This window comes from Rhizobium sp. T1470, assembly GCF_042140505.1.
Taxonomy (GTDB): Bacteria; Pseudomonadota; Alphaproteobacteria; order Rhizobiales; family Rhizobiaceae; genus Rhizobium; species Rhizobium favelukesii.
The window spans coordinates 757824-779961 of record NZ_CP148092.1 but is presented as its reverse complement, the minus strand read 5'-3'; the positions used below and the strand labels follow the sequence as shown (position 1 = coordinate 779961).

At 60.6% G+C, this 22138-nt stretch carries 15 protein-coding genes and 1 pseudogene; 9 read left to right on the top strand and 7 right to left on the bottom strand.

What is annotated here, in order from left to right:
• The 5 genes from WGT02_RS24900 to WGT02_RS24880 form a co-directional block, all read right to left on the bottom strand.
• Positions 1-3054: an efflux RND transporter permease subunit gene (locus WGT02_RS24900; protein ID WP_208247221.1), complete on the bottom strand. Its 3054-nt coding sequence runs from the start codon at positions 3052-3054 to the stop codon at positions 1-3.
• Positions 3051-4148: an efflux RND transporter periplasmic adaptor subunit gene (locus WGT02_RS24895; protein ID WP_208247218.1), complete on the bottom strand. Its 1098-nt coding sequence runs from the start codon at positions 4146-4148 to the stop codon at positions 3051-3053. The genes WGT02_RS24900 and WGT02_RS24895 overlap by 4 nt, the downstream gene beginning before the upstream one ends.
• A gap of 1 nt (position 4149) precedes the next feature.
• Positions 4150-5214, bottom strand: coding sequence for an efflux RND transporter periplasmic adaptor subunit (locus WGT02_RS24890; RefSeq protein WP_208247216.1), 1065 nt, complete (start codon positions 5212-5214; stop codon positions 4150-4152).
• Positions 5215-5872: 658 nt separating this feature from the next.
• The gene (locus WGT02_RS24885; RefSeq protein WP_208247214.1) at positions 5873-6097 is read right to left on the bottom strand and encodes a hypothetical protein; all 225 of its coding nucleotides are present in this window, start codon (positions 6095-6097) and stop codon (positions 5873-5875) included.
• A gap of 523 nt (positions 6098-6620) precedes the next feature.
• Positions 6621-7016: a response regulator transcription factor gene (locus WGT02_RS24880; RefSeq protein WP_024317884.1), complete on the bottom strand. Its 396-nt coding sequence runs from the start codon at positions 7014-7016 to the stop codon at positions 6621-6623.
• 387 nt (positions 7017-7403) lie between these two features.
• Here WGT02_RS24880 and WGT02_RS24875 point away from each other — a divergent pair, with 387 nt between their 5' ends.
• Entirely contained in the window at positions 7404-8042 is a 639-nt protein-coding gene (locus tag WGT02_RS24875; RefSeq protein WP_208247213.1) for a response regulator transcription factor, read from the top strand.
• A 566-nt stretch (positions 8043-8608) separates the two neighbouring features.
• A complete protein-coding gene (locus WGT02_RS24870) occupies positions 8609-14068 on the top strand; it encodes a trifunctional serine/threonine-protein kinase/ATP-binding protein/sensor histidine kinase (RefSeq protein ID WP_208247211.1) in 5460 nt (1819 codons plus the stop codon).
• On the opposite strand, the gene WGT02_RS24865 is transcribed toward WGT02_RS24870, so the two are convergent.
• A complete protein-coding gene (locus tag WGT02_RS24865) occupies positions 14063-15178 on the bottom strand; it encodes an IS630 family transposase (protein WP_208245192.1) in 1116 nt (371 codons plus the stop codon). The genes WGT02_RS24870 and WGT02_RS24865 overlap by 6 nt on opposite strands.
• 28 nt (positions 15179-15206) lie before the next feature.
• On the opposite strand from WGT02_RS24865, the gene WGT02_RS24860 reads away from it, so the two are divergent.
• Entirely contained in the window at positions 15207-15491 is a 285-nt protein-coding gene (locus tag WGT02_RS24860) for a LexA family transcriptional regulator (protein WP_225039569.1), read from the top strand.
• Between the two features lie 51 nt (positions 15492-15542).
• Here WGT02_RS24860 and WGT02_RS24855 read toward each other — a convergent pair whose 3' ends face one another.
• The gene (locus tag WGT02_RS24855) at positions 15543-16658 is read right to left on the bottom strand and encodes an IS630 family transposase (RefSeq protein ID WP_208245192.1); all 1116 of its coding nucleotides are present in this window, start codon (positions 16656-16658) and stop codon (positions 15543-15545) included.
• Positions 16659-16686: 28 nt separating this feature from the next.
• Here WGT02_RS24855 and WGT02_RS24850 point away from each other — a divergent pair, with 28 nt between their 5' ends.
• From WGT02_RS24850 to WGT02_RS24825, 6 genes and pseudogenes are all read left to right on the top strand, one after another.
• Positions 16687-16971 carry a LexA family transcriptional regulator gene (locus WGT02_RS24850; RefSeq protein WP_225039569.1) on the top strand — a complete coding sequence of 95 codons (285 nt, stop codon included), beginning with the start codon at positions 16687-16689 and terminating at the stop codon, positions 16969-16971.
• Between the two features lie 98 nt (positions 16972-17069).
• Positions 17070-18215: a ribonuclease D gene (gene rnd, locus WGT02_RS24845; protein WP_208247209.1), complete on the top strand. Its 1146-nt coding sequence runs from the start codon at positions 17070-17072 to the stop codon at positions 18213-18215.
• 147 nt (positions 18216-18362) lie between these two features.
• Positions 18363-19430, top strand: coding sequence for an adenylate/guanylate cyclase domain-containing protein (locus WGT02_RS24840; RefSeq protein ID WP_024316625.1), 1068 nt, complete (start codon positions 18363-18365; stop codon positions 19428-19430).
• A gap of 45 nt (positions 19431-19475) precedes the next feature.
• Positions 19476-20789, top strand: coding sequence for an esterase-like activity of phytase family protein (locus WGT02_RS24835; RefSeq protein ID WP_208247207.1), 1314 nt, complete (start codon positions 19476-19478; stop codon positions 20787-20789).
• A 292-nt stretch (positions 20790-21081) separates the two neighbouring features.
• Complete coding sequence (locus WGT02_RS24830) at positions 21082-21519, top strand: VOC family protein (RefSeq protein WP_024316627.1); 438 nt, start codon at positions 21082-21084, stop codon at positions 21517-21519.
• A 391-nt stretch (positions 21520-21910) separates the two neighbouring features.
• Positions 21911-22136: pseudogene (locus WGT02_RS24825) on the top strand (IS5/IS1182 family transposase); the annotation flags it as partial.
• Positions 22137-22138 lie beyond the last annotated feature (2 nt).

Sequence of the window (22138 nt, the reverse complement as noted above, 5' to 3'; positions counted from 1 at the left end):
TCAGTTCTGCTCGACTTCGCGAGGGATCCGGAACCAGGCGACGTAGAGCGCCGGCAGGAAGAGAAGTGTGAGCGCCGTTCCCACGACGATCCCACCCATCATCGCGTAGGCCATGGGACCCCAGAAAATCTCATGCGAGATCGGGATCAGGGCGAGCGTTGCGGCCGCGGCAGTGAGCATGATCGGCCGCATTCGATGTTCGGTCGCCTCTACCACCGCCTTCCATGCCGACATTCCCTCTGCACGCAGCTCCTCGATCTGGACGATCAGGATCACGGAGTTGCGGATGAGGATTCCGACCAGCGCGAGGACGCCTAGGAGTGCGACGAACCCCAATGGCGAGTTGCTGACAAGCAGCGCCACGACGACGCCGATGAGGGCCAGCGGCGCCACGGAGAAGACCAGTAACAGCCTGTGGAAGCTCTGCAGCTGGATCATCAGCAGCGTCGCCATGATGACGAACATCGCCGGCGCCACCTTGGCGATCGGACCCTGCGACTTGGCGCTCTCCTCGACCGCGCCGCCGACCTTGACGGAATACCCCGCCGGAAGCGTCTTTTCGAAGGCCGAAACCTTGTCGGAGAGCGCCTTTACGACGGTCGCCGGCTGCGTCGCATCGCCGATCCCGGCCTTGATCGTGATGGTCGGAACCCTGTCGCGCCGCCAGATCGTCGGCTGTTCGAGCTCATAATGGAAGGTCGCGACCGATGACAGCGGGACGGATTGACCACTGCTGCTCTGCAGTTGCAGGTCAAGCAGCGTGTCGATCGAGCCGCGCTCCTTTTCCGCGGCACGGCCGATGACATCGACCAGATAGATGTCATCCCGGACCTGCGTTACGGCATTTCCTTGGACGACGGTGTTGAGCGCCATTGCGATGTCCTGGGACGAGACGCCGAGCTGTCTGGCCTTGTCCTGCAGCACGTCTATCTTCATGACGCGGGCCGGCTCGTTCCAATTGAAGGCAAGGTTCGTAAGGGAGGGATGGGTGCCGACGATCGAGCCCAGCTTCTGTGCCAGGTCGCGCACCGTCTGCAGATTTTCACCGGACACACGGTACTGGATCGGCTTGCCAACCGGAGGGCCGATGTCCAGTAGCTTCACGTAGGCGTCCGTTCCCGGAAACGTCTTCTGAAGGTAGGCTTCCATCTGCTGCTTCAGCTTGTCCCGGACATCGAGCCCCTTGGTGACGATGATCGTCTGGCCGATGGACACGTCGGCCGGCTGCACGTCGAAGGAAAGAACGAAGCGCGGCGCACCCCTGCCAACGTATGTCGACCAATGTTCGACGCCAGGGTTGCCGGCCAGCATCTCATGCTCGAACTGGGCCATCTGGCGGCTCGTTTCGGCGATCGAGCTGTTCTGCGGCAGGTTCCAGTCGACGATCAGCTCGGGACGGTCGGAGCTCGGGAAGAACTGCTGTTGCACCATCGACAGGCCGACGATCGATCCAGCGAAGAGAAGGACCGTTGCGACGATCGTCATCCAGCGCCAGCGCAGGCAGAACTGCAGAAGGCTGGAAAAAACCTTGGCAAAGCGACCCTTGTGCTCGGCGTGCTTCTTCATCGTCTTCGGTAGAATGGTCACGCCGATCAGCGGCGTGAACACGACGGCGACCACCCACGAAACGACGAGGGAAACCGCAATGACGACGAAAAGGGTGAAGGTGAATTCGCCCGCGCTGCTCTTGTTGAAAGCGACGGGGATGAAGCCTGCGACAGTGACCAGCGTGCCGGTCAGCATCGGGAAGGCCGTCGAAGTATAGACGTAGGTGGCGGCTTTCGTGAGACTGTCACCTGCTTCCAGCCGCGCGACCATCATCTCGACGGCGATCATGGCGTCGTCGACGAGGAGGCCAAGCGCGATGATCAGCGCTCCGAGCGAGATGCGCTGCAGCGAGATGCCCGTGTAGAGCATCACCAGGAAGGTGATGGCGAGCACCAACGGGATCGCGATCGCCACCACCAGGCCGGCTCTCATCCCGAGACTGATGAAGCTGATCGCGAGTACGATCGCGACCGCCTCGAACAGGGCCTTTGTGAAGCCCCCAACCGCCTCCTCGACCACCTTCGGCTGGTCGGAGACCTTTTCGACGGAGACGCCGACCGGAAGCTCCTGGATGATGTTACCCATCGTCTTTTCGAGCGTTTCTCCGAAGGCGAGCAGATTGCCGCCTGTCTTCATGCCGATGGCGAGCCCAATGGCTGGCTTTCCGTTGAAGCGAAAGAGCGACGTTGGCGGATCGACGTAGCCGCGGGTGATGGTGGCGACGTCCGTCAGCGGGAAGAAGCGGTCGTTGACCCGAAGATTGATCCCACGCAAGGTGTCTTCGGAGATGAAGCGCCCGCCGACCCGCAAAGCGACGCGTTCCGGCCCGGTTTCCACAAAGCCGGACTGCGTGACGGCGTTCTGCGCCTGCAGCGTGGCAATAATGTCGGCGCGGTCGATGCCGAGGGCGGCGATCTTGCGGGTGGAGAATTCGAGGTAGATCACCTCATCCTGCGCACCGACGATGTCGACCTTGCCGACGTCGGGGATCTTGAGGATCTGCGTTCGGGCGTTCTCCGCGAAATCACGCAGTTCCCTCTGGCTAAGTCCGCTGTCGCCCGTAAAGGCAAAGATATTGCCATAGACGTCGCCGAACTGGTCGTCGAAGAAGGGACCAACCACGCCTTGGGGAAATTCGTGCTTGATGTCGTCGACCAGGTTGCGGACCCGCGACCAGGTGGGCTTCACGTCCCGCGCGTTCGTATCCGGCAGCAGGTCGACGAAGACGGTCGTCTGACCGGCGGTCGTGATGCTGCGCGTGTGTTCGAGGTTGTCGAGTTCCTGCAGCTTCTTTTCGATGCGGTCGGTAACCTGCTGTGTCACCTCCTCGGCAGAAGCGCCGGGCCACTGGGCCTGGATCACCATCGTCTTGATGGTGAAGGATGGATCCTCCTCGCGGCCGAGCCCGAGGTAGGCAAAGGCGCCTGCCGCCGCGAACATTATCATGAAATACCAGACGAGAGAGCGATGCTCGAGCGCCCAGTCAGAAAGGTTGAATTTATTCACGGGCGTGGCTCCTGTCCGAGTTTCACCTTCTGTCCATCGACGAGTTCATCGACACCGGCGATGACGATCTCTTCCCCTTCCCGCAGGCCCGATAGAACCAGGACGGAACGGGCGTCGGACGCCGGGCTATCGAGCTCAACCGCCCTCAGGGCGACTTGGGCTGTGGAGCGATCCACCACCCATACCTGGCTGGCGCCGCCTTCATAGCGGACGGCGGAGAGCGGCAGCGCGATCGCCTGCTTCCTTACTTCGACAAGCGGCGTCGCGGTGACCACGGCGCCGAGGCGGAAGATGTCGGGCGCCTGATCGATTGCGATCTTCAGCCGATAGGTGCGGGTGTTGGGATCGGCCTGAGGCGCGATCTCGCGGACGACGCCAATGGCTTGAATCCTGCTGTCGAGTTGAAGGGCGACATTAAAGCGGTCGTCCAGGCGAATGTTACTGAACTGCGCCTCGGGAACATCGACGACCACGTCGCGCTGTTCGAGGCGTGCCATTTTCAGGACAGGCTGGCCGGCCGAGACGGTCTGGCCCATTTCCGCGGACGTGGCGGTCACGACGCCATCGAACTCGGCCCTCAGCTCGGAGTAGCCTAGCTGCTCATGCGCCTTGGCAAGGCTCGCCGTCGCTTTCGCAGCATTGGCGGTGGCCGACTTGAGCTGCTGTTCGGCAAGATCGTGATCGGCAATGCTTGCCGCATTGCTCTGGACGAGCCTTCGCTTGCGCGTTTCGGTCGTCGCGGCGTTCTCCAACTGCGCCTGGGCGTTGCGCAGATCGGCTTCGGCGCTCTTGACCGCGAACTGCAAAGTGAGAGGATCAAGCTGCGCAAGGACGTCCCCCTTGTGGACGAGGTCGCCGACGTCGATCTTGCGAGACACCATCCGCCCAAGAGCCCGGAACGCCAGGTCGGTCTCGATGCGGGCTCGCACGACGCCGGGCAAGCTTGGCATTTTGTCCTGTTCGGCCGCGGCTATGACGACTTTGACAGGACGGGGAGCCGCCTGCTCTCCCGCGGCGGAGTTTTGATCACAGCCGACAAGCAGGGAGATCGATAGAAGAAATGGAAGAGAGGCATAAATACGGTTCAGGGTCATCTCACTTGCCTTCCCAGGCGACTGCCTGACCTTCCCTAAGGAACTTTCCACCTTCGGTGACGATCAGGTCATGCGGGGCCACGCCGCCGGTGACGACGAAATCGCCCTGGCGGTATCGGTCGACCGATATCTTGCGGAGCGAAACCGAATGGTTTTGGGTATTGACCAGCCACACGGCGGGTTCACCTTCGGCTGATGCGATCGCGGTGTAGGGCAGCACAATTCCGTCGCGCGGCGAGGCCCGCAGCTTGCCCACCACGGGCGTCCCGAGCGGCCATTGCGCGGCTTCCTGGAGCCCCACCTTGATCCGGATCGTGCCACCCTTCCCGTCTATGACGGGCGAGACCTCGCGTATGTTGGCATGGACGTCGCGGGAGGGGTCCGACACCGGTGCAACCTCGACGTCCTTCAACGGCCGGCCATCCAGGAAGAACGCCTCGAAGACATCGAACACCGCATCTCTCGGACCGTCGTGGGCGAGCGTGAAGGCAGACTGCGCCGCTGAAACCACCTGCCCTGCCTCAATGCCGCGCGACGTGATGATGCCGTCCGCGGCGGCCTTCAGCTCGGTGTAGGACAGCGCGTCCTCGGCCGTCGCGAGCGCGGCCTCCGCGGCCTCGAGGGAAGCCTGCGCGCTCAGCAGCTCCTTCTGCGCATCGTCAAAGATCGCCCGAGGAACCGCCTGCGACTGCAGGAGCGACCTCGACCGCTCAAACGCCAGCGTCTTCTGTGCAACGATGGCCTGCGCCGACTCCAGCGCGGCGCGGGCGACACTCACGTCCGCCTGTTGTTCCGTGTCGTTGAGCCTTGCAAGCACGTCGCCGGCGTGGACGTGCGATCCGACGTCGACCTTTCTCTCGAGAACTCGACCGCTGACGCGGAACGAGAGCTCCGTTTGGACACGCGCTCTCACCTCGCCGGTGATCTCGGCTCCCGGTTGGTAGCGGGTCTCCGACGCCGCAACGACGCGGACCTGCTGCGGCGGCGGGGCCACCGCGGCTTTCTCGTCGCAGCCAGCCAGAACTGCGCACGCGAGACCAATTCCCAGCAATCGAAAGGACTGCATGTTTTGCTCCGATAGGGTTTCCGATCATCTGAAGCCGGCGTCTTGCACGGCGGCTCACAAACTATGATCTGCGGGTCGTCGCCCGATGTTGTCAACGCCCACTTAGAGAGTGTTGTGGGCAATGTCAACATTGAGAGATGAAAATATGTTGACACACGCGAGATGCGGCGTTGGGGACGCGCGTCCATTACGGTGCGATGTGAGGTCCCGCGCTCGAGATCGTTAGTTGCACTGGTGAAGCAATGCATGGCGAAGGAGGCGTCGCCGGGACTGGTGCGCGAGATGCTGGCCGCCGTCCTCGACCGAGCGATCTCGTTGGCGCGAAAGCACCGCTCGGGTCATCGTCGTCGAACAAGGAAAGACGCCGAGATCGATCGGTACGAACCGCTCTATCAACCGCCTCGAGAACTAGAGGGCGAGGACGATTTCCATTCGCTATGCTTTCCCAACGAGCCCGCCTTGCCGTACACGCGGTCTGGGGAAGGCAATCCCCGTCGGCAATCTCGCCTTCCAGGCCCGACGCCAGTGCGTTGGAAGTAGAGATCAGTATCGCGCGGCATGGCGCACGGTTGGAATCAAGGGCGGCTGAAGGCTTTCGGCGAAGGGGATACGTATCCAACTCAAAATTCGGATAGCCGAATTCGTCCAAAATTTTAGCCTAAGCCGCGGTCAGCACATCATCGACCTGGACATACGACAACTTGATCTTCGCGGCCTTCTCCCTCAGCGCTGCGAGCTCTTCAGCAACCAGTTCCAGGGCGATCTTCTGGACGGCTGCCTTCAACCGATCCTCGACTTCGAACCTGTCCAGCAGGAAACAAGCTACTGCGTCTGCGAACATTTCCTCTATGGCAGGATCATCGTGCTCCAGTGGGTCAGTCATATTGTACTTCCTTTGGGTGCGGTATCCCTCTTCACTTCGCACCTTCAAGGGTAGTTCCCAGCGTTATCTCAGTCTATTGGACTGAGGGAAGAGTTTCTGAATTCTAGGTATCCTCATCTCCTCCTTTGGTTTAGTACCAGATTGTCGAAGTCTACCGAACTCAAACTCCTGGCGGCCCGCATGTGGTTCCGCCCATCGACAGAGCCCCTTGGCTGCGCCGGCTTACGCCCCAAAAGGCAGGCTACGTTAACGCCGGTGGGGTGGTCCGTTGAGGGGGTCTTGCGGCTGCGACGGAGGCGACGGACAGACCATCAAGCGTCTGATTACAACACGAGGGGGCGTCCAAGACCTCCGCGTCCGCAAACGCGATGCGCTTGTACGAGATCGTTCTAGTACGGCGTGAGACAATGCCAATCTGCGGTGAACAATCGAGGCGTATAGTCAGCGGATCGCCGCCGCTCAAAAAAAACCTCCACTTCACCCCATCTCAGAACGGGGCGAGGCCTCCGGAGGTCGTACCACCCTATGATCCGCTTTTGCCCTGGCCGCCGAGACTCAGCGCAGAAAGGATGCAATCAAGCAAAACCTGTTCGCCAAATGGTTTTGTAAGGAAGCCGACAATGTCCCCGCCCAATGCAGTCGGGCGCACGTTCTTTTCCGGAAAAGCGGTGATGAAAACAGTCGGAATGCTCTCGCCCGACGCTACCAGCCTGCGGTGCAGATCAAGCCCACTCATTCCGGGCATGTTGATGTCCGTTACGAGGCATCCCGTGCGGCGAATGTGAGGGGATTTTAAGAAATCATCCGCGGACGAAAAGGTCTCGGCGTCAAAACCCATCGACCTCATGAGCCCCTTGATAGCCGCCCGCATCGGCTCGTCGTCGTCGACGATCGCAATCAGAGGTTTCTTGGTTGGCACTGTCGCCTCCCGACTTCGTCGATTGGCGTCGCGCCAAATCGGCGTTATTGGCGCGATTGCTGGATCGACTTATTATCAGGCGGCGACAAAGGCATTGCAAGTTATACGATCGTATACACTATCTAAACTTGCTGCGACGAACCGGGGATCTAAACGCGCCGTTCGCCGGCTGGCAGGCTCATGGACAGCAAACGCCCTTGGCGGCCGGCCCGCATCCAGCCTTGTGGCCGGGGTAATTATCGCGCATCGTGGCGTGCGAAAGGAAACCCCCTTTCGGCATTAGTGTTCTCATCGCTTGGCTGGCGCAGCCAGCCGGTCTCGCGGGCTGCCACTGTAGGGGTAGATGGTGTACTATCCCAACGTCGATTTACATTAGGGGTTCTGACGTTGACCGAGGCGCACGCGACCATCATTGTCATCGATGATGACCCCGAAGTCCGGGAAGCGCTTGGCAGTCTGCTGCGTTCCGTCGGCTTTGCCGTCAATCTCCTCGCTTCGGTGGGCGACTTCCTCAGGTCCGGGCGACCCGATGGACCGACCTGTCTCGTGCTCGATGTCCGGCTTCCGGGACAAAGCGGTCTTGATCTTCAGCTCGAGCTGTCGCGAGAAAATATTCAGTTGCCGATTGTCTTCATCACCGGGCACGGCGACATTCCAATGTCTGTCAAGGCGATGAAAGGGGGCGCCGTCGAGTTCCTGACGAAACCGTTCCGAGACCAGGACTTGCTCGACGCCGTTCACATCGGCTTGGCGCGCGACCGCGAATGGCTTGAAAACGAAAAGGCGATGGCGACGGTGCGGGCTCGTTTCGCTAGCCTGACCCCACGGGAGCGCGAGGTGATGGCTTTGGTGGTGACAGGACGGCTCAACAAGCAGATTGCCAGCGCGCTAGGTGTGAGCGAGATCACCGTGAAGGTTCACCGCAGCCAAGTTATGCAGAAGATGGGGACCAGATCCTTGCCCGAACTCGCGCGTATGGCCGACAAGCTGATGCTCGCGCCCGGAAAGGCGCAAACCGGCTCATAAGGTCTTGACTAATCCCCTTCTCATTGCGAACCGATCCGGCGCCAGAGCCAATCGCCCCGAGACCCTTCTCTCAGAAGCTACCTCCTTTCCTTCTCCTCCTCGAGACGTTTGTATGTCGATCCGTCAACGGGACGCTGGCTGCAGAAGTTCGTCGCTGGGGTGTCGGTCCCTGTATTCGAAAGTATGGCAAGAAGAAACCACTGTATAATTTCCCGCCGCTGCTTCCACCGCTACTCTATCCTCGTTGCCTCGAGACAGGCAGGTAGCGAATTCCTCCTTGCTACCAACAAGCTTCGGCACCCCTCCCACCGAAGCTCTGCGGGTCCGAGACCCCTCGACCGCCCAGCCGCCGCTGGGCGGTCGTCGTCAGCGGAGGCGGAGATCATTCGACGGGCGGGTGATGGCCGCTCGGTTGCTGTGAGGAACAGGCCAGATGTGGTAAGAAGGAAGAGCCGTCGTCACGGTCTGGAATATGTGCTCGCTTTGGCCAAATTGATTGGCGGATCTAGGAAACGAAGTGGCGGTGATGACCTAGTCGGTAGGTAACACTTGGTGGAGATGAGGGTTTGGAGGTTCTTTGGGAGGACGGTGATCGCGTGTTCCACCGGCAACGGCGCCGAGGTGCCGACGGCAAGTGGAACCCGGTACTGGTCGTGCTTTCGGCCCTTGAGTATCCGACACCTTCAAGCCTCGGTCGCCTCGACCATGAATACGGATTGAAGGATGAGCTCGATAGCGCGTGGGCGGTGCGACCGCTTGAGTTGGTGCGCGACGGAAGCCGGACTATGCTGGTGCTTGAAGATCCGGGCAGCGAGCCGCTCGCCCGTCGGCTCGGAACGGCAATGGAAACGGGACTTTTCTTGCGCCTTGCGATCGGCATCGCCGCTGCGCTCGGCAGCGTCCACCAGCGCGGCCTGGTCCACAAGGACATCAAACCCGCCAACATCCTGGTGAAGGACAAGGGCGCCGAGGTGCGGCTGACCGGCTTCGGCATCGCCTCACGTCTCTCCCGCGAGCGGCAGGCGCTCGAGCCGCCCGAAGTGGTCGCGGGAACGCTTGCCTACATGGCCCCTGAGCAGACCGGGCGCATGAACCGCTCGATCGACTCCCGCAGCGACCTTTATGCGCTCGGCGTGACACTTTACGAAATGCTGACCGGCAGCCTGCCCTTTGCCGCTTCCGACCCGATGGAATGGGTGCATTGCCACATTGCACGACAGCCGATGCCGCCCAGTCAGCGGGCGGCGGATGTATCGCAGACAGTCTCGGCCATCGTCATGAAGCTGCTGGCCAAGACGGCCGAGGAACGATACCAGACGGCGGGCGGCGTCGAGCACGATCTGAGACGCTGCCTCCGTCAATGGGAAAGGGAATCACGGATTGAGGCATTCCCGCTCGGCGAGCGCGATATCGCAGACCGGCTGCTGATCCCCGAAAAGCTATATGGGCGGGAGCACGAGGTCGAGACCTTGCTCGCAGCCTTCGACCGCGTGGTGTTGGGCGGGGCCCCGGAGTTGGTTTTGGTCTCAGGCTATTCCGGCATCGGAAAGTCGGCGGTGGTCAACGAACTCCGCAAGGTACTGGTGCCCCCGCGCGGGCTGTTCGCGTCCGGCAAATTCGACCAGTACAAACAGGACATCCCCTATGCGACCTTGGCACAGGCCTTTCAGGGCCTGTTCAAGGGACTCCTGGCGAAGAGCGAGGCGGACTTGGCACCGTGGCGCGCGGCGCTGAGCGCGACGCTGGGACCGAACGCAAAGCTGATGGTCGATCTCGTCCCCGAATTGAAGCTCGTCATCGGCGACCAGCCGCCGGTCCCGGAACTTCCGCTACTGGACGCGCAACGACGGTTCCAACTGGTATTCCGGCGGTTCATCAGTGTCTTTGCCCGGCCCGAACATCCACTGGTGCTGTTCCTCGACGATCTCCAATGGCTCGATGCTGCGACGCTCGATCTGCTTGAAGATCTGCTGACCCGGTCGGATCTGCAGCAGCTCATGCTGATCGGCGCCTATCGCGACAATGAAGTCCCGGCCGCCCATCCGCTGATGCGGACGCTTGACGTGATCAAGACCGCGGGCGGCAAGGTCGCGGAGATCACGCTTGCGCCGCTCACGAAGGACTGTCTCCAGCAGTTGGTTGCGGATGCGTTCCAATGTCAGCTCGATCGAGCAGCCCCGCTCGCACGAATGATGCACGACAAGACCGGCGGCAATCCGTTCTTCGTCCGTCAGTTCCTGTTTTCGCTCGCCGACGAGGGAATGCTCGCGTTCGACCATGACGCGGCATGCTGGTCCTGGAATCTCGAGCGCATTCACGCCAAGGGATACACCGACAACGTCGTGCACCTCATGGTCGGCAAGCTTGCGCGCCAGCCGCCCGATACGCGGGAGGCGTTGCAGCAGTTCGCCTGTCTTGGAAACATCGCAGATACCAGGGTGCTTTCACTCGTGCTCGGGATTCCGGAGAAGCAGGTCGCCGGGGCCTTATGGCCTGCCGTCGATCACGAACTGCTCGAGCGTCTGCCAGGCGCGTACCGCTTCGTCCACGATCGCGTTCAAGAAGCCGCCTATTCGCTAATTCAGGAGGACCGACGCGGCGAGTTGCACCTTCGCATAGGGAGGCTGCTTGCGGCGAACACTACGCGGGAGCGGATTGACGATCATGTCTTCGAGATTGTCAGCCAGCTCAATCGCGGAGCCGCACTGATCACCTCGGCTGAGGAGCGCGAGCAACTGGCAGAGTTCAATCTGCTGGCCGGCAAGCGCGCCAAGGCCTCGACGGGTTACGCTTCCGCTCTGAACTATTTCGTTGCTGGCACCATGATGCTTTCGGGAGACCGCTGGGAGCGACAGCACCAACTGGCGTTCGCGCTTGAGCTGAACCGGGCCGAATGCGAGTTCCTCCTTGGCGCGCTGCCGGATGCGGAGGGTCGGTTAGCCCAGCTTTCCAGTCGTGCTGTCTGTTCCGACGACCAGGCTGCTGTCGCCTGCCTGCGCATCGATCTCTATGCTGCGCTCGGGCAGACCAGCCGCTCCGCAGACGTCGGTCTCGACTACCTGAGGCAGTATCTCGGCGTCGACTGGTCGCCGCATCCGGACGACGCGGAGGTGCATCGAGAATACGACCGGATCTGGTCGCAGCTTGGGAGTCGCGCGATCGACACGCTCATCGAACTCCCACTGATGAGCGACCCGGCGTCCTCCGCGACATTGGATATTCTCACGCGGCTCGTCGGGGCGGTATGGCATACGGATGCGAATTTGGCATGCATGGCAATATGCCTGGCCGTGAACCTGAGCCTGGAGCGAGGCAACAGCGACGGCTCATGCTACCATTATGTATCGCTCGGCTATATTGCCGGGCCGCGGTTCGGGGACTACGAGGCCGGGTTCCGCTTCGGTCAGCTAGGCTGCCAGATGGTGGAAACACACGACCTGAAGCGTTTTCAGGCGAGGACTTACAAAGATTTCGGGGCTCACGTCCTGCCGTGGAGAAGACATGTCCGGACCGGTCGGGACATCTTGCGGCGAGCGCTTGAAATTGCCAACCAGAGCGGCGACCTCACCTTTGCAGGATACAGCTATGTCAGTTTGAATTCGAACATGCTGGCAGCGGGAGATCCACTTTTGGAAGTGCAACGCCAGGCGGAGACTGGGCTCGCATTTGCGCAGAAGGTGCGGTTCCAGTTCGTCGTAGATCTCGCCAGCGCGCAGCTATGGCTCGTCCGGACATTGCGCGGGTTGACCCGGAAATTTGGGTCCTTTGACGACGACGGATTTGACGAACTTGAGACCGAACGCCGGTTTCTCGAAAATCCGAATCTTGCGGAAACCTGCTACTTCGTCAGAAAACTCCAGGCCCGATACTTCGCGGGCGACTATGAGGCGGCCGTCGATGCGTCGTTGAGGGCCCAGCGGCTGCCCTGGACATCGGTGGCGCATTTCGAAGAAACGCCGGAGCATCATTTCTACGGCGCCCTGGCTCGCGCCGCGTGCTGCGGCTATGAGGGGGAGGACCAGCGGGCGCGGCATAAGGAGGCCCTGGTTTTCCACCACCGACAGCTTCAGATCTACGCGGAGAATTGCCCGGAGAACTTCGAGAACCGCGCCGCACTTGTCGGCGCGGAGATAGCACGTCTCGAAGGCCGCGAAATCGACGCCGTGCGCCTATACGAACAAGCGATCCGCTCAGCGCGCGCCAACGGTTTCCTTCATCAGGAAGCCCTCGCATATGAACTCGCCGCCCGGTTTTATGCGCAGGGAGGCTTCGACGACTTCGCTCGTCTCTATCTCCGCAACGCGCGAGGCTGCTATCTACGCTGGGGTGCCGACGGCAAGGTGAGGCAACTCGACCAGCTCTATCCTGACCTCAGAGGGGAAGAACGCCCGCCCGCTCCAACAAGCACCATGGGCGCGCCGGTCGAGCAACTCGATCTGGCGACCGTAATCAAAATCTCGCAGGCCGTGTCGGGCGAGATTGTCCTTCAAAAGCTGATCGACACGGTCTTGCGCACCGCCGTTGAGCAGGCGGGCGCCGAGCGCGGCCTTTTGATCCTGCCGCGTGGCGGCGAGTCACGGATCGCGGCGGCCGCCACGACTTGCGGTGAAAAGGTCGCAGTGCAGATGCTCGACGAGATCGTCACGGAGTTCACGCTGCCACAATCACTCCTTCGTTACGTGTTGCGCACGAACGAAACCGTGGTCCTCGACGACGCAGCGGTTCAGAATCCATTTGCTGCGGACCCATATGTTTGTCAGCACCATGCTCGTTCAATTGTCTGTGCGCCGTTGCTCAATCAGGGCCAACTGACCGGGGTACTCTACCTTGAAAACACCCTCGCCCCTCGAGTCTTCGCGCCAGCCCGGATCGCGGTGCTGAAGCTGCTCGCCTCGCAGGCAGCAATCTCACTGGAGAATACCCGGTTGTACCGCGATCTCGCCGAACGCGAAGCCAAGATCAGTCGCCTCGTCAAGGCCAACATCATCGGCATCGTCATCTGGGATATCGAAGGTCGTATTCTTGAAGCCAATGACGCGTTCCTCCGCATGGTGGGATACGACAGAGAGGAGCTTGCCTCGGGTCGGCTATCCTGGACGGACCTGACGCCGGACGAATGGCGCGACCGCGACGCACGTACCGTCGCGGAGCTGAAGATGATGGGGGCGGTCCAACCGTTCGAGAAGGAGTACTTTCGGAAAGATGGCACCCGTCTGCCCGTGCTGATCGGCGGTGCATTGCTAGAAGAAAGCAGCAACGAAGGTGTCTCTTTCGTCCTCGATCTGACGGAGCGGCGACAGGCCGAAGAGGGATTACGGAAGAGCGAGGAAGCCCTGCGCCAGGCGCAGGGGCAACTGGCCCACGCAAATCGCGTCGCCACAATGGGCCAGCTCACAGCCTCCATCGCCCATGAAGTCAACCAGCCGCTCGCCGCATCGCTCACCAACGCTCAGGCGGCGTTGCGCTGGCTCGGCACCCATCCGCCCAATCTGGAGGAGGTGACGCAGGCGCTGGACCGGATCGTCGAGAACGCCAAGCGCGCCAGCGATGTCATCGGCCGGATCCGTGCCTTGATCAAGAAGGAGCCGCCCCGCAAGGAGCGGTTCGACCTCAATGAAGCCATTCGTCACGTGATCGCCCTGACCGGCAGTGAAGTCCTCCGACAAGGCGTCGCGCTGCAGACAGAATTCGCGACGGGCCTGCCCTTGGTCAAAGGGGATCGCGTCCAGCTACAACAGGTGATCCTAAACCTGATCATGAACGCAATCGAGGCGATGAGCGGCATCAATGAGGAAGAGCGCGAACTTTTGATCAGCACCGAGGCAGAGGCCTCAGGAACCGTTGTCGTCGGGGTGCGCGACAAGGGTCCAGGTCTTGACCCGCAGACAGCGGATCGTCTTTTCGAGGCTTTCTACACAACCAAATCCAGCGGCATGGGTATGGGCCTGGCGATTTGCCGCTCGATCATCGAGGCTCACGGGGGCCGGATGTGGGCCACCGCTAGTGCCGCGCCACAGAGATTATGACTCTTTGACGGGGTAAGCTTTGCGGAGCTTTTGGCGGGCTTTTTCGGTTGTGAACATCCATTGGATCTTTGCGCCATTAGCGTTGCGTTGCTGCTCCCAGGCTGCGACTTCGGCGATTATGGTGTCTTTATTGTCGATACGACGGTCGAGGCATTGGCTGCGCAGGACACCGATCTCGATCTCGACCATGTTGAGCCAACTGGCGTGCTTGGGCGTGTGGTGGAACTCCAGTCGCTTCAGCACCCTTCGAGCCTCCGGGGCTGGAAATGCGTCGTAAAGCGCCCCGGCGGAATGGGTGGAGAGGTTGTCCATCACCACGCGGATGATCGGGGCGTCGGGATAATCGACGTCGACCAGTTCGCGCATGCACTGGGCGAAGTCTTGGTTGGTTCGCCGATCGGTGACCTTCACCCTGCGCCAGGGCTGGTGGGCGTCCATGAAGACAAACAGATTGACCGTGCCGTTTCGGCGATACTCGCAGTCGTAGCGTTCAAGCTGGCCAGGCTTGGCCGCAATGGGCTCGCGCACTTCGCCGATGAGTTGGGTCGGGCTCTCGTCGAAGCAGACCACGGGCCTTTGTGGATCAGGCGTCTCTGCGTAGAGGTCGAGAACATCCTCCATGCGCGCGACGTATTCCCCATCGAGCTTTGGGATGCACCACATGTCTTTGCGCCAAGGTTTGAGATGATTCTCAGCCAGCCGGCGACGTACGGTCTCCGAGGACAACTCGTCATGATCGGTGAGTCGGACCATCTCATCGGCCAGAAGCTCCAGGGTCCAGCGGGCTCGCCCGGGCGGCGGCTTTGAGCAGGCGGTCGCCACCAACAGCGCCTCCTCCTTGCTCGATAGCTTGCGCTCAACACCCGGGCGCGGTTCTTCACTGAGCGCGCCTTCCAGATTGGCTTCCACAAACCGGCGCTTGGTCCGGTAAATCGTCGATCCGCTGACGTTCAAGGTTGCCGCGATCACCTCGTCGCTGAAGCCTTCGTCCGCCGCCACCAGGATCTGGGCGCGCTTGATCTTGCGCGACGCATGGCGTCCCCCGCTCAACAAAACGGCCAGTTGATCACGTTCCGATTGGCTAAGCTCTACGTGAAACTTTATATTCATCGACACCTCCTTCAGCGCGGAGACGCAGATGAATCCGAAAATGAGTCCCTCACTTGACCCGCAAGCCGCAACGGCAAGACATGGCCTTACGCAAGTCCAAGGCCAGTACCTGGCCTTCATCTACGCCTACAGCCGCATCTTCAAACAGCCTCCGGCCGAAGCCGACATGCGTCGCCACTTCGCCGTTACGGCTCCGTCTGTTCACCAGATGGTGCTGACCCTCGAGAAGGCAGGATTTATATCCCGCGTGCCAGGCGCAGCACGCAGCATCCAACTTCTCATCCCACCAGAAGACTTGCCCATTCTACGATAACCCAACCCGTCATAATCTCTGTGGCGCGGTACTAGTGCCGCGCCACAGAGATTATGACTCTTTGACGGGGTAAGCTTTGCGGAGCTTTTGGCGGGCTTTTTCGGTTGTGAACATCCATTGGATCTTTGCGCCATTAGCGTTGCGTTGCTGCTCCCAGGCTGCGACTTCGGCGATTATGGTGTCTTTATTGTCGATACGACGGTCGAGGCATTGGCTGCGCAGGACACCGATCTCGATCTCGACCATGTTGAGCCAACTGGCGTGCTTGGGCGTGTGGTGGAACTCCAGTCGCTTCAGCACCCTTCGAGCCTCCGGGGCTGGAAATGCGTCGTAAAGCGCCCCGGCGGAATGGGTGGAGAGGTTGTCCATCACCACGCGGATGATCGGGGCGTCGGGATAATCGACGTCGACCAGTTCGCGCATGCACTGGGCGAAGTCTTGGTTGGTTCGCCGATCGGTGACCTTCACCCTGCGCCAGGGCTGGTGGGCGTCCATGAAGACAAACAGATTGACCGTGCCGTTTCGGCGATACTCGCAGTCGTAGCGTTCAAGCTGGCCAGGCTTGGCCGCAATGGGCTCGCGCACTTCGCCGATGAGTTGGGTCGGGCTCTCGTCGAAGCAGACCACGGGCCTTTGTGGATCAGGCGTCTCTGCGTAGAGGTCGAGAACATCCTCCATGCGCGCGACGTATTCCCCATCGAGCTTTGGGATGCACCACATGTCTTTGCGCCAAGGTTTGAGATGATTCTCAGCCAGCCGGCGACGTACGGTCTCCGAGGACAACTCGTCATGATCGGTGAGTCGGACCATCTCATCGGCCAGAAGCTCCAGGGTCCAGCGGGCTCGCCCGGGCGGCGGCTTTGAGCAGGCGGTCGCCACCAACAGCGCCTCCTCCTTGCTCGATAGCTTGCGCTCAACACCCGGGCGCGGTTCTTCACTGAGCGCGCCTTCCAGATTGGCTTCCACAAACCGGCGCTTGGTCCGGTAAATCGTCGATCCGCTGACGTTCAAGGTTGCCGCGATCACCTCGTCGCTGAAGCCTTCGTCCGCCGCCACCAGGATCTGGGCGCGCTTGATCTTGCGCGACGCATGGCGTCCCCCGCTCAACAAAACGGCCAGTTGATCACGTTCCGATTGGCTAAGCTCTACGTGAAACTTTATATTCATCGACACCTCCTTCAGCGCGGAGACGCAGATGAATCCGAAAATGAGTCCCTCACTTGACCCGCAAGCCGCAACGGCAAGACATGGCCTTACGCAAGTCCAAGGCCAGTACCTGGCCTTCATCTACGCCTACAGCCGCATCTTCAAACAGCCTCCGGCCGAAGCCGACATGCGTCGCCACTTCGCCGTTACGGCTCCGTCTGTTCACCAGATGGTGCTGACCCTCGAGAAGGCAGGATTTATATCCCGCGTGCCAGGCGCAGCACGCAGCATCCAACTTCTCATCCCACCAGAAGACTTGCCCATTCTACGATAACCCAACCCGTCATAATCTCTGTGGCGCGGTACTAGTTGACATATCCGGCCGAAAGGAGAAGGAAGGTTCAACTATGTCTATCCTGCGAATGAATTGAGATGATCGAAACAACCGCCGATTTGGAGGCGGCCTGCAAAGAGCTGGCCAAGTCAGAATTCATTACCATCGACACCGAGTTTCTCCGAGAGACCACGTTCTGGCCGGAACTCTGCTTAATCCAGATGGCAAGCCCGACGACGGAAGTGCTGGTCGATCCGTTGGCGAAGGGTCTCGACCTCACGCCGTTCTTCGAGTTGATGGCCAATCCTGCCGTGCTGAAGGTCTTCCATGCCGCGCGCCAGGATATCGAGATCATCTACAACCGCGGCGGTCTCATCCCGCATCCGATCTTCGACACGCAGGTTGCTGCGATGGTTTGCGGTTTCGGAGACTCCGTCTCCTATGACCAGCTCGTCAGCCGCACCAAGGGCGTTCAGATCGACAAATCCTCGCGCTTCACCGACTGGAGCCGCCGGCCGCTTTCGGAAAAGCAGTTGGACTACGCTCTTGCCGACGTGACGCATCTGCGCGACGTCTACCTCTATCTCAAAGCCGAGCTGGAACGGGAAGGTCGCTCGTCCTGGCTTCGGGAGGAGATGGATATCCTCGAGGCCCGCGAGACCTACGACATGCATCCGGACGATGCCTGGCAGCGGCTGAAAATGCGCCTGCGCAAGCCGCAGGAGCTTGCCATCCTGAAGTATGTCGCTGCCTGGCGCGAGCGCGAGGCCCGCTCGCGCAACGTCCCTCGGTCGCGGGTGCTGAAGGACGACGCGATCTACGAAATCGCCCAGCAGCAGCCGAAGGACGCTGAGGCGCTCGGTCGCCTGCGCACGATCCCGAAGGGTTGGGAGCGATCCGCCACCGGTGGCGCGGTCGTCGAAGCCGTCAATGCAGCGCTTGCATTGCCGAAGGCCGAGATGCCGCATGCACCACGACAGACGCAGCCGCCCGAAGGCGCAGCAGCCGCCGCCGAACTGCTGAAGGTCCTGTTGAAGCTGATCTCGGAAAAACACGGCGTCGCACCGAAGGTGATCGCCAACAGCGAGGATCTCGACAAGATCGCGGCGGAAGGCGAGAACGCCGAGGTCGCGGCGCTCCATGGCTGGCGGCGGGAGCTTTTCGGCGAGCCGGCGCTGCAGCTCATCCAGGGCCAGGTCGCTCTTCGCTTCGTCGGCAAGAGGGTGGAGGCGGTGGCGCTCTAGGCGCCATCAAGCGGACTTTTTTGCGCTCATAGTCATTTCCAGATCGATTCGATCAAGGAAACCAACCGAGCGTGCCTTTCGGAAACACCCGACGTTTCCTATATGCCCTAGGTATCCGCGACGACGCGGCACCGCGAAAAGGACTACATGAGGGAAATATCTCCAGTCCAGAACTGGCTGTTGATTGCGCTTGTCATAGCCGCGAGTGGCGTTCTCTATGACATGCGGTTCTATGGAGGGCATCCCGTCGTCGGAGCAACCTTTGCGCTGTTCATCGGCATGCCGATCATTGCCTTCGAACGAAAGGTGATCCTGCGCGGCCTTTACCGGCGCATGCAGGCATTGCCGACGGTGACGTTCTTTCTCGCCGAGATCTTCGTCTACGAAATTCTGATGAGCGTCGGATTTGCGATTGCTGGCCTCGCCATGTGGTGGCTCGGCGCTATTCATCCTGCATCATGGGTGGAGGCTGTCGTTCTGCCTTTCGATGCCTTCCTCTATGCACTCGCCGTGTGCGCGCTCATTATCTTCGTGCTGCGCATCCGCGAATTGCTGGGCCGCGACATCTTCATGAGCATGCTGTTCAGCCGATACCGGAAGCCAATCAGCGAGGAACGCGTCTTCCTGTTCATCGACCTCGTGGATTCGACGGCCTTTGCCGAGAAGCATGGTGACCTTCGGGCACAGCAGATGCTGAGCTCGCTGTTTGCTGCCTTCGCCGAGCCGGTGCGGAAATACAAAGGCACTATCGATGACTATGTCGGAGACGCCGCGATCATCAGCTGGCCGTTGGAGCGCGGGATCAAATTCGCGCGATGCGTGAACTGCATCTTCGATATCATCAGCGAGATAGAGGCGGACGCCGAGAGCTGGTTGAAGACATATGGCCAGGTCCCCCGCCTGCGCGCCGCTTTGCACGGAGGCACCGTGATCACGGCCGAAATCGGCGTCGACCATCACAAGATCACCTATTTCGGTGACACGGTGAACACTGCGTCCCGGCTAGAATCGCTCTGCAAGACGTTGAACCGATCGGTTCTCATCTCATCCGACCTCGCGCAGCGGATCAAGATGCCGGAGGCGGTATCGGCGGAGGATCTTGGAAGCCACGCCGTCAAAGGCCGCGGCCAAACCCTCGGCGTCATCGCGCTCGCCAAGGCAGACAACCGCAAAGCGTCACCAAAGCTTCACGCAAGCGTCAACGCGCCGACATGAAAGCCTTGCTAATCGAGACCCGCATTCCAATCCTTGGGGGTTTCGATGAAAAATACTCTTCTTGCTTCCGTTTCATTTGTTCTTTTGATCGCCTGCCCGGCTGCAGCCGACCAGCAGGAATTTCCAGCCAAGCTCGCAGGCCAAGCCATTCTGCCGGCCAACACGCTCGTCGCGGCTCCGGACGATACGCCGGAATTCCTCAAGCATTCCGGCAAATTCACCACCGCTGAGCGCAAGCGCACCGAGGCGCTCGGCAGCGTTCCCGGCAAGGACGGGGTTCGCGTCACCGATCTGAAGCTTCCCTTCGACGGTCAGCCGATCCAGGGCTTCTCCGGCATCAAGACCATGCCTGACGGCACGTTCTGGACGCTCTCCGACAACGGCTTCGGCTCGAAGGCGAACTCCAGCGACGCGATGCTCTTCCTGCACCAGGTGAAGTTCGATTGGCAAACCGGCAAGGTTGAGGTCGTCAAGAACCTCTTCCTTTCCGACCCCGACAAGAAGGCACCTTTCCCGATCGTACTTGAAGGCGCCGAGAAGCGCTATCTCACTGGCGCGGATTTCGACATCGAAGCCGTGCAGCCTGTCGCAGACGGTTTCTGGATCGGCGAAGAATTCGGACCCTACCTCCTTAAGTTCGATACTGAAGGCCGCCTGACCGACGTCATCTCGACCACGGTCGACGGCAAGCCGGTCATGTCCCCCGATAATCCGGTTCTTTCCGTCCAGGCAAACCCGACCGCTAAGGCGCCGGTCTTCAACCTGAAGCGCTCGGGTGGCTTCGAAGGTGTTGCCATGTCGAAGGATCGCAGCAAGCTCTACGGCCTTCTCGAAGGCGCAATCTACCAGGACGACGGCAAGATGGAATCGGTTGACGGCCATACCGCCATCCGCGTCATCGAGTTTGACACCGCATCCAAGAACTGGACGGGCCGCACCTGGTTCTATCCGTTCGAGGAAAAGGGTGTTTCGATCGGCGACTTCAACATGCTCGACGACATCACCGCACTCGTCATCGAACGCGACAACGGCGCCGGCACGAAGGACAAGGCCTGCGCCGATCCCAAGCAGCCGAAGCCGGATTGCTTCGAGGCCCCGGCCGAACTCAAGCGCATCTACAAGATCGAGTTCAACGACGCCAACGTCGGCAAATCAGTTCGCAAGATCGGCTACATCGACCTGCTGAACATCCAGGATCCTGACAACAAGAAGAAGGCCGGCAGCAAGGATGGCAACTACGACATGCCGTTCGTAACAATCGAGAATGTCGACCGCGTCGATGCCACGCACATCGTCGTCGGCAACGACAACAACGAATTCAGCTTACTTGAGGTCAGCGAACTCCTGAACGCGAAGTAAGTCTGCACTTTTCAAAAGGAAGGCCCCGTTCGCACGAGCGGGGCTTTTTGCTGGATAAGCAAATGTCAGGAGCCGTTTCGTGGAGTGCGGTTCGACTGCCATCGGCCTCGATCACCCTCGCCCCTAGAGACCGTTTGAAAACGGGGTGGCGGTTTGAGGCGGTCCATATTCAAGCTTCTGATGTAAAAAAACAGCGAATTGGGATGGCTGTCGGTGTTGGGGCACCTCAACCGTCCTTTGTTAGACGAGGCGAACACCTTGTAGATTGACCGACACATTGGAGATTGGAAACATGGCGCTCAAACGGATGGACAACGTAGGAATCGTCGTCGAAGACCTCGGAGGGACGATTGATTTCTTTCGCGAACTCGGCCTCGAGCTCGAAGGGCGGGCCACGATCGAAGGAGAATGGGCCGGACGTGTCACTGGACTTTGCGATCAGCGTGTCGAGATTGCCATGATGCGCACACCGGACGGCCACAGCCGGCTCGAGCTCTCCCGCTTCCTCACGCCGCCTGTCGTCGCAGATCACCGGAACGCCCCGGTCAACGCCCTAGGCTACCTCCGCGCCATGTTCGCCGTGGACGACATCGACGAGACGCTTGAAAGGCTCCGCGCGCGCGGCGCGCAGCTCGTAGGCGAAGTAGTCCAGTATAAAGACGCGTATCGGCTCTGCTACATCCGTGGGCCTGAAGGGCTTCTCATCGGACTAGCCCAAGAACTCAACTGAACGCAATACGAAGACGAACGGCAAAGAGTGACCACCGTCAGCGAGCGCGTCCGAACCCGACCCGCCGCTCCGTCCACGGTCGGCCGCGTTCTCGTGAGGCACGATTAGGTCGTCAAGCCTGTCGCCCGTGAAAGCTGCTGTCAGCAGCCCAAGAGACCGTTAGAACACGGGGCGGCGGTTTGAGGCGGTCCATGATTCAAGCTTCTGATGTGACAGCAGCGGATCGGGCCCGGATGGCCGCCATCGAGAAGAAGACCCGCCGTTACCCCACGGATCTGACAGACGAGGAATAGCAAGTTGAACGGCGTCTGCCAAAGCCCCGGAAGACCGGCTGTCGCCGGGGCGTTGATTTGCGCGAGGTGTCGAATGGCATCCGATATCTGGCACGGGCAAGCTCCTGGACAAGGCCGCCTATCTTGATTTCGTCATCGAAGTCGTCCGACGCATCGAAGGCAGCCTGGGTTTAATGGTTGCCGCGACGCCCGGTCGTCGGCCGACCTTCGGCTGGATGACACGATGGCGGCGCCTTGTCCGCAACCACGAGGCCCGAATCGACGTGTCAGGAGCCATGATCACTCGCCATGGGCGGTCTTCCGCTGCGACGTATCAGCCACTGACG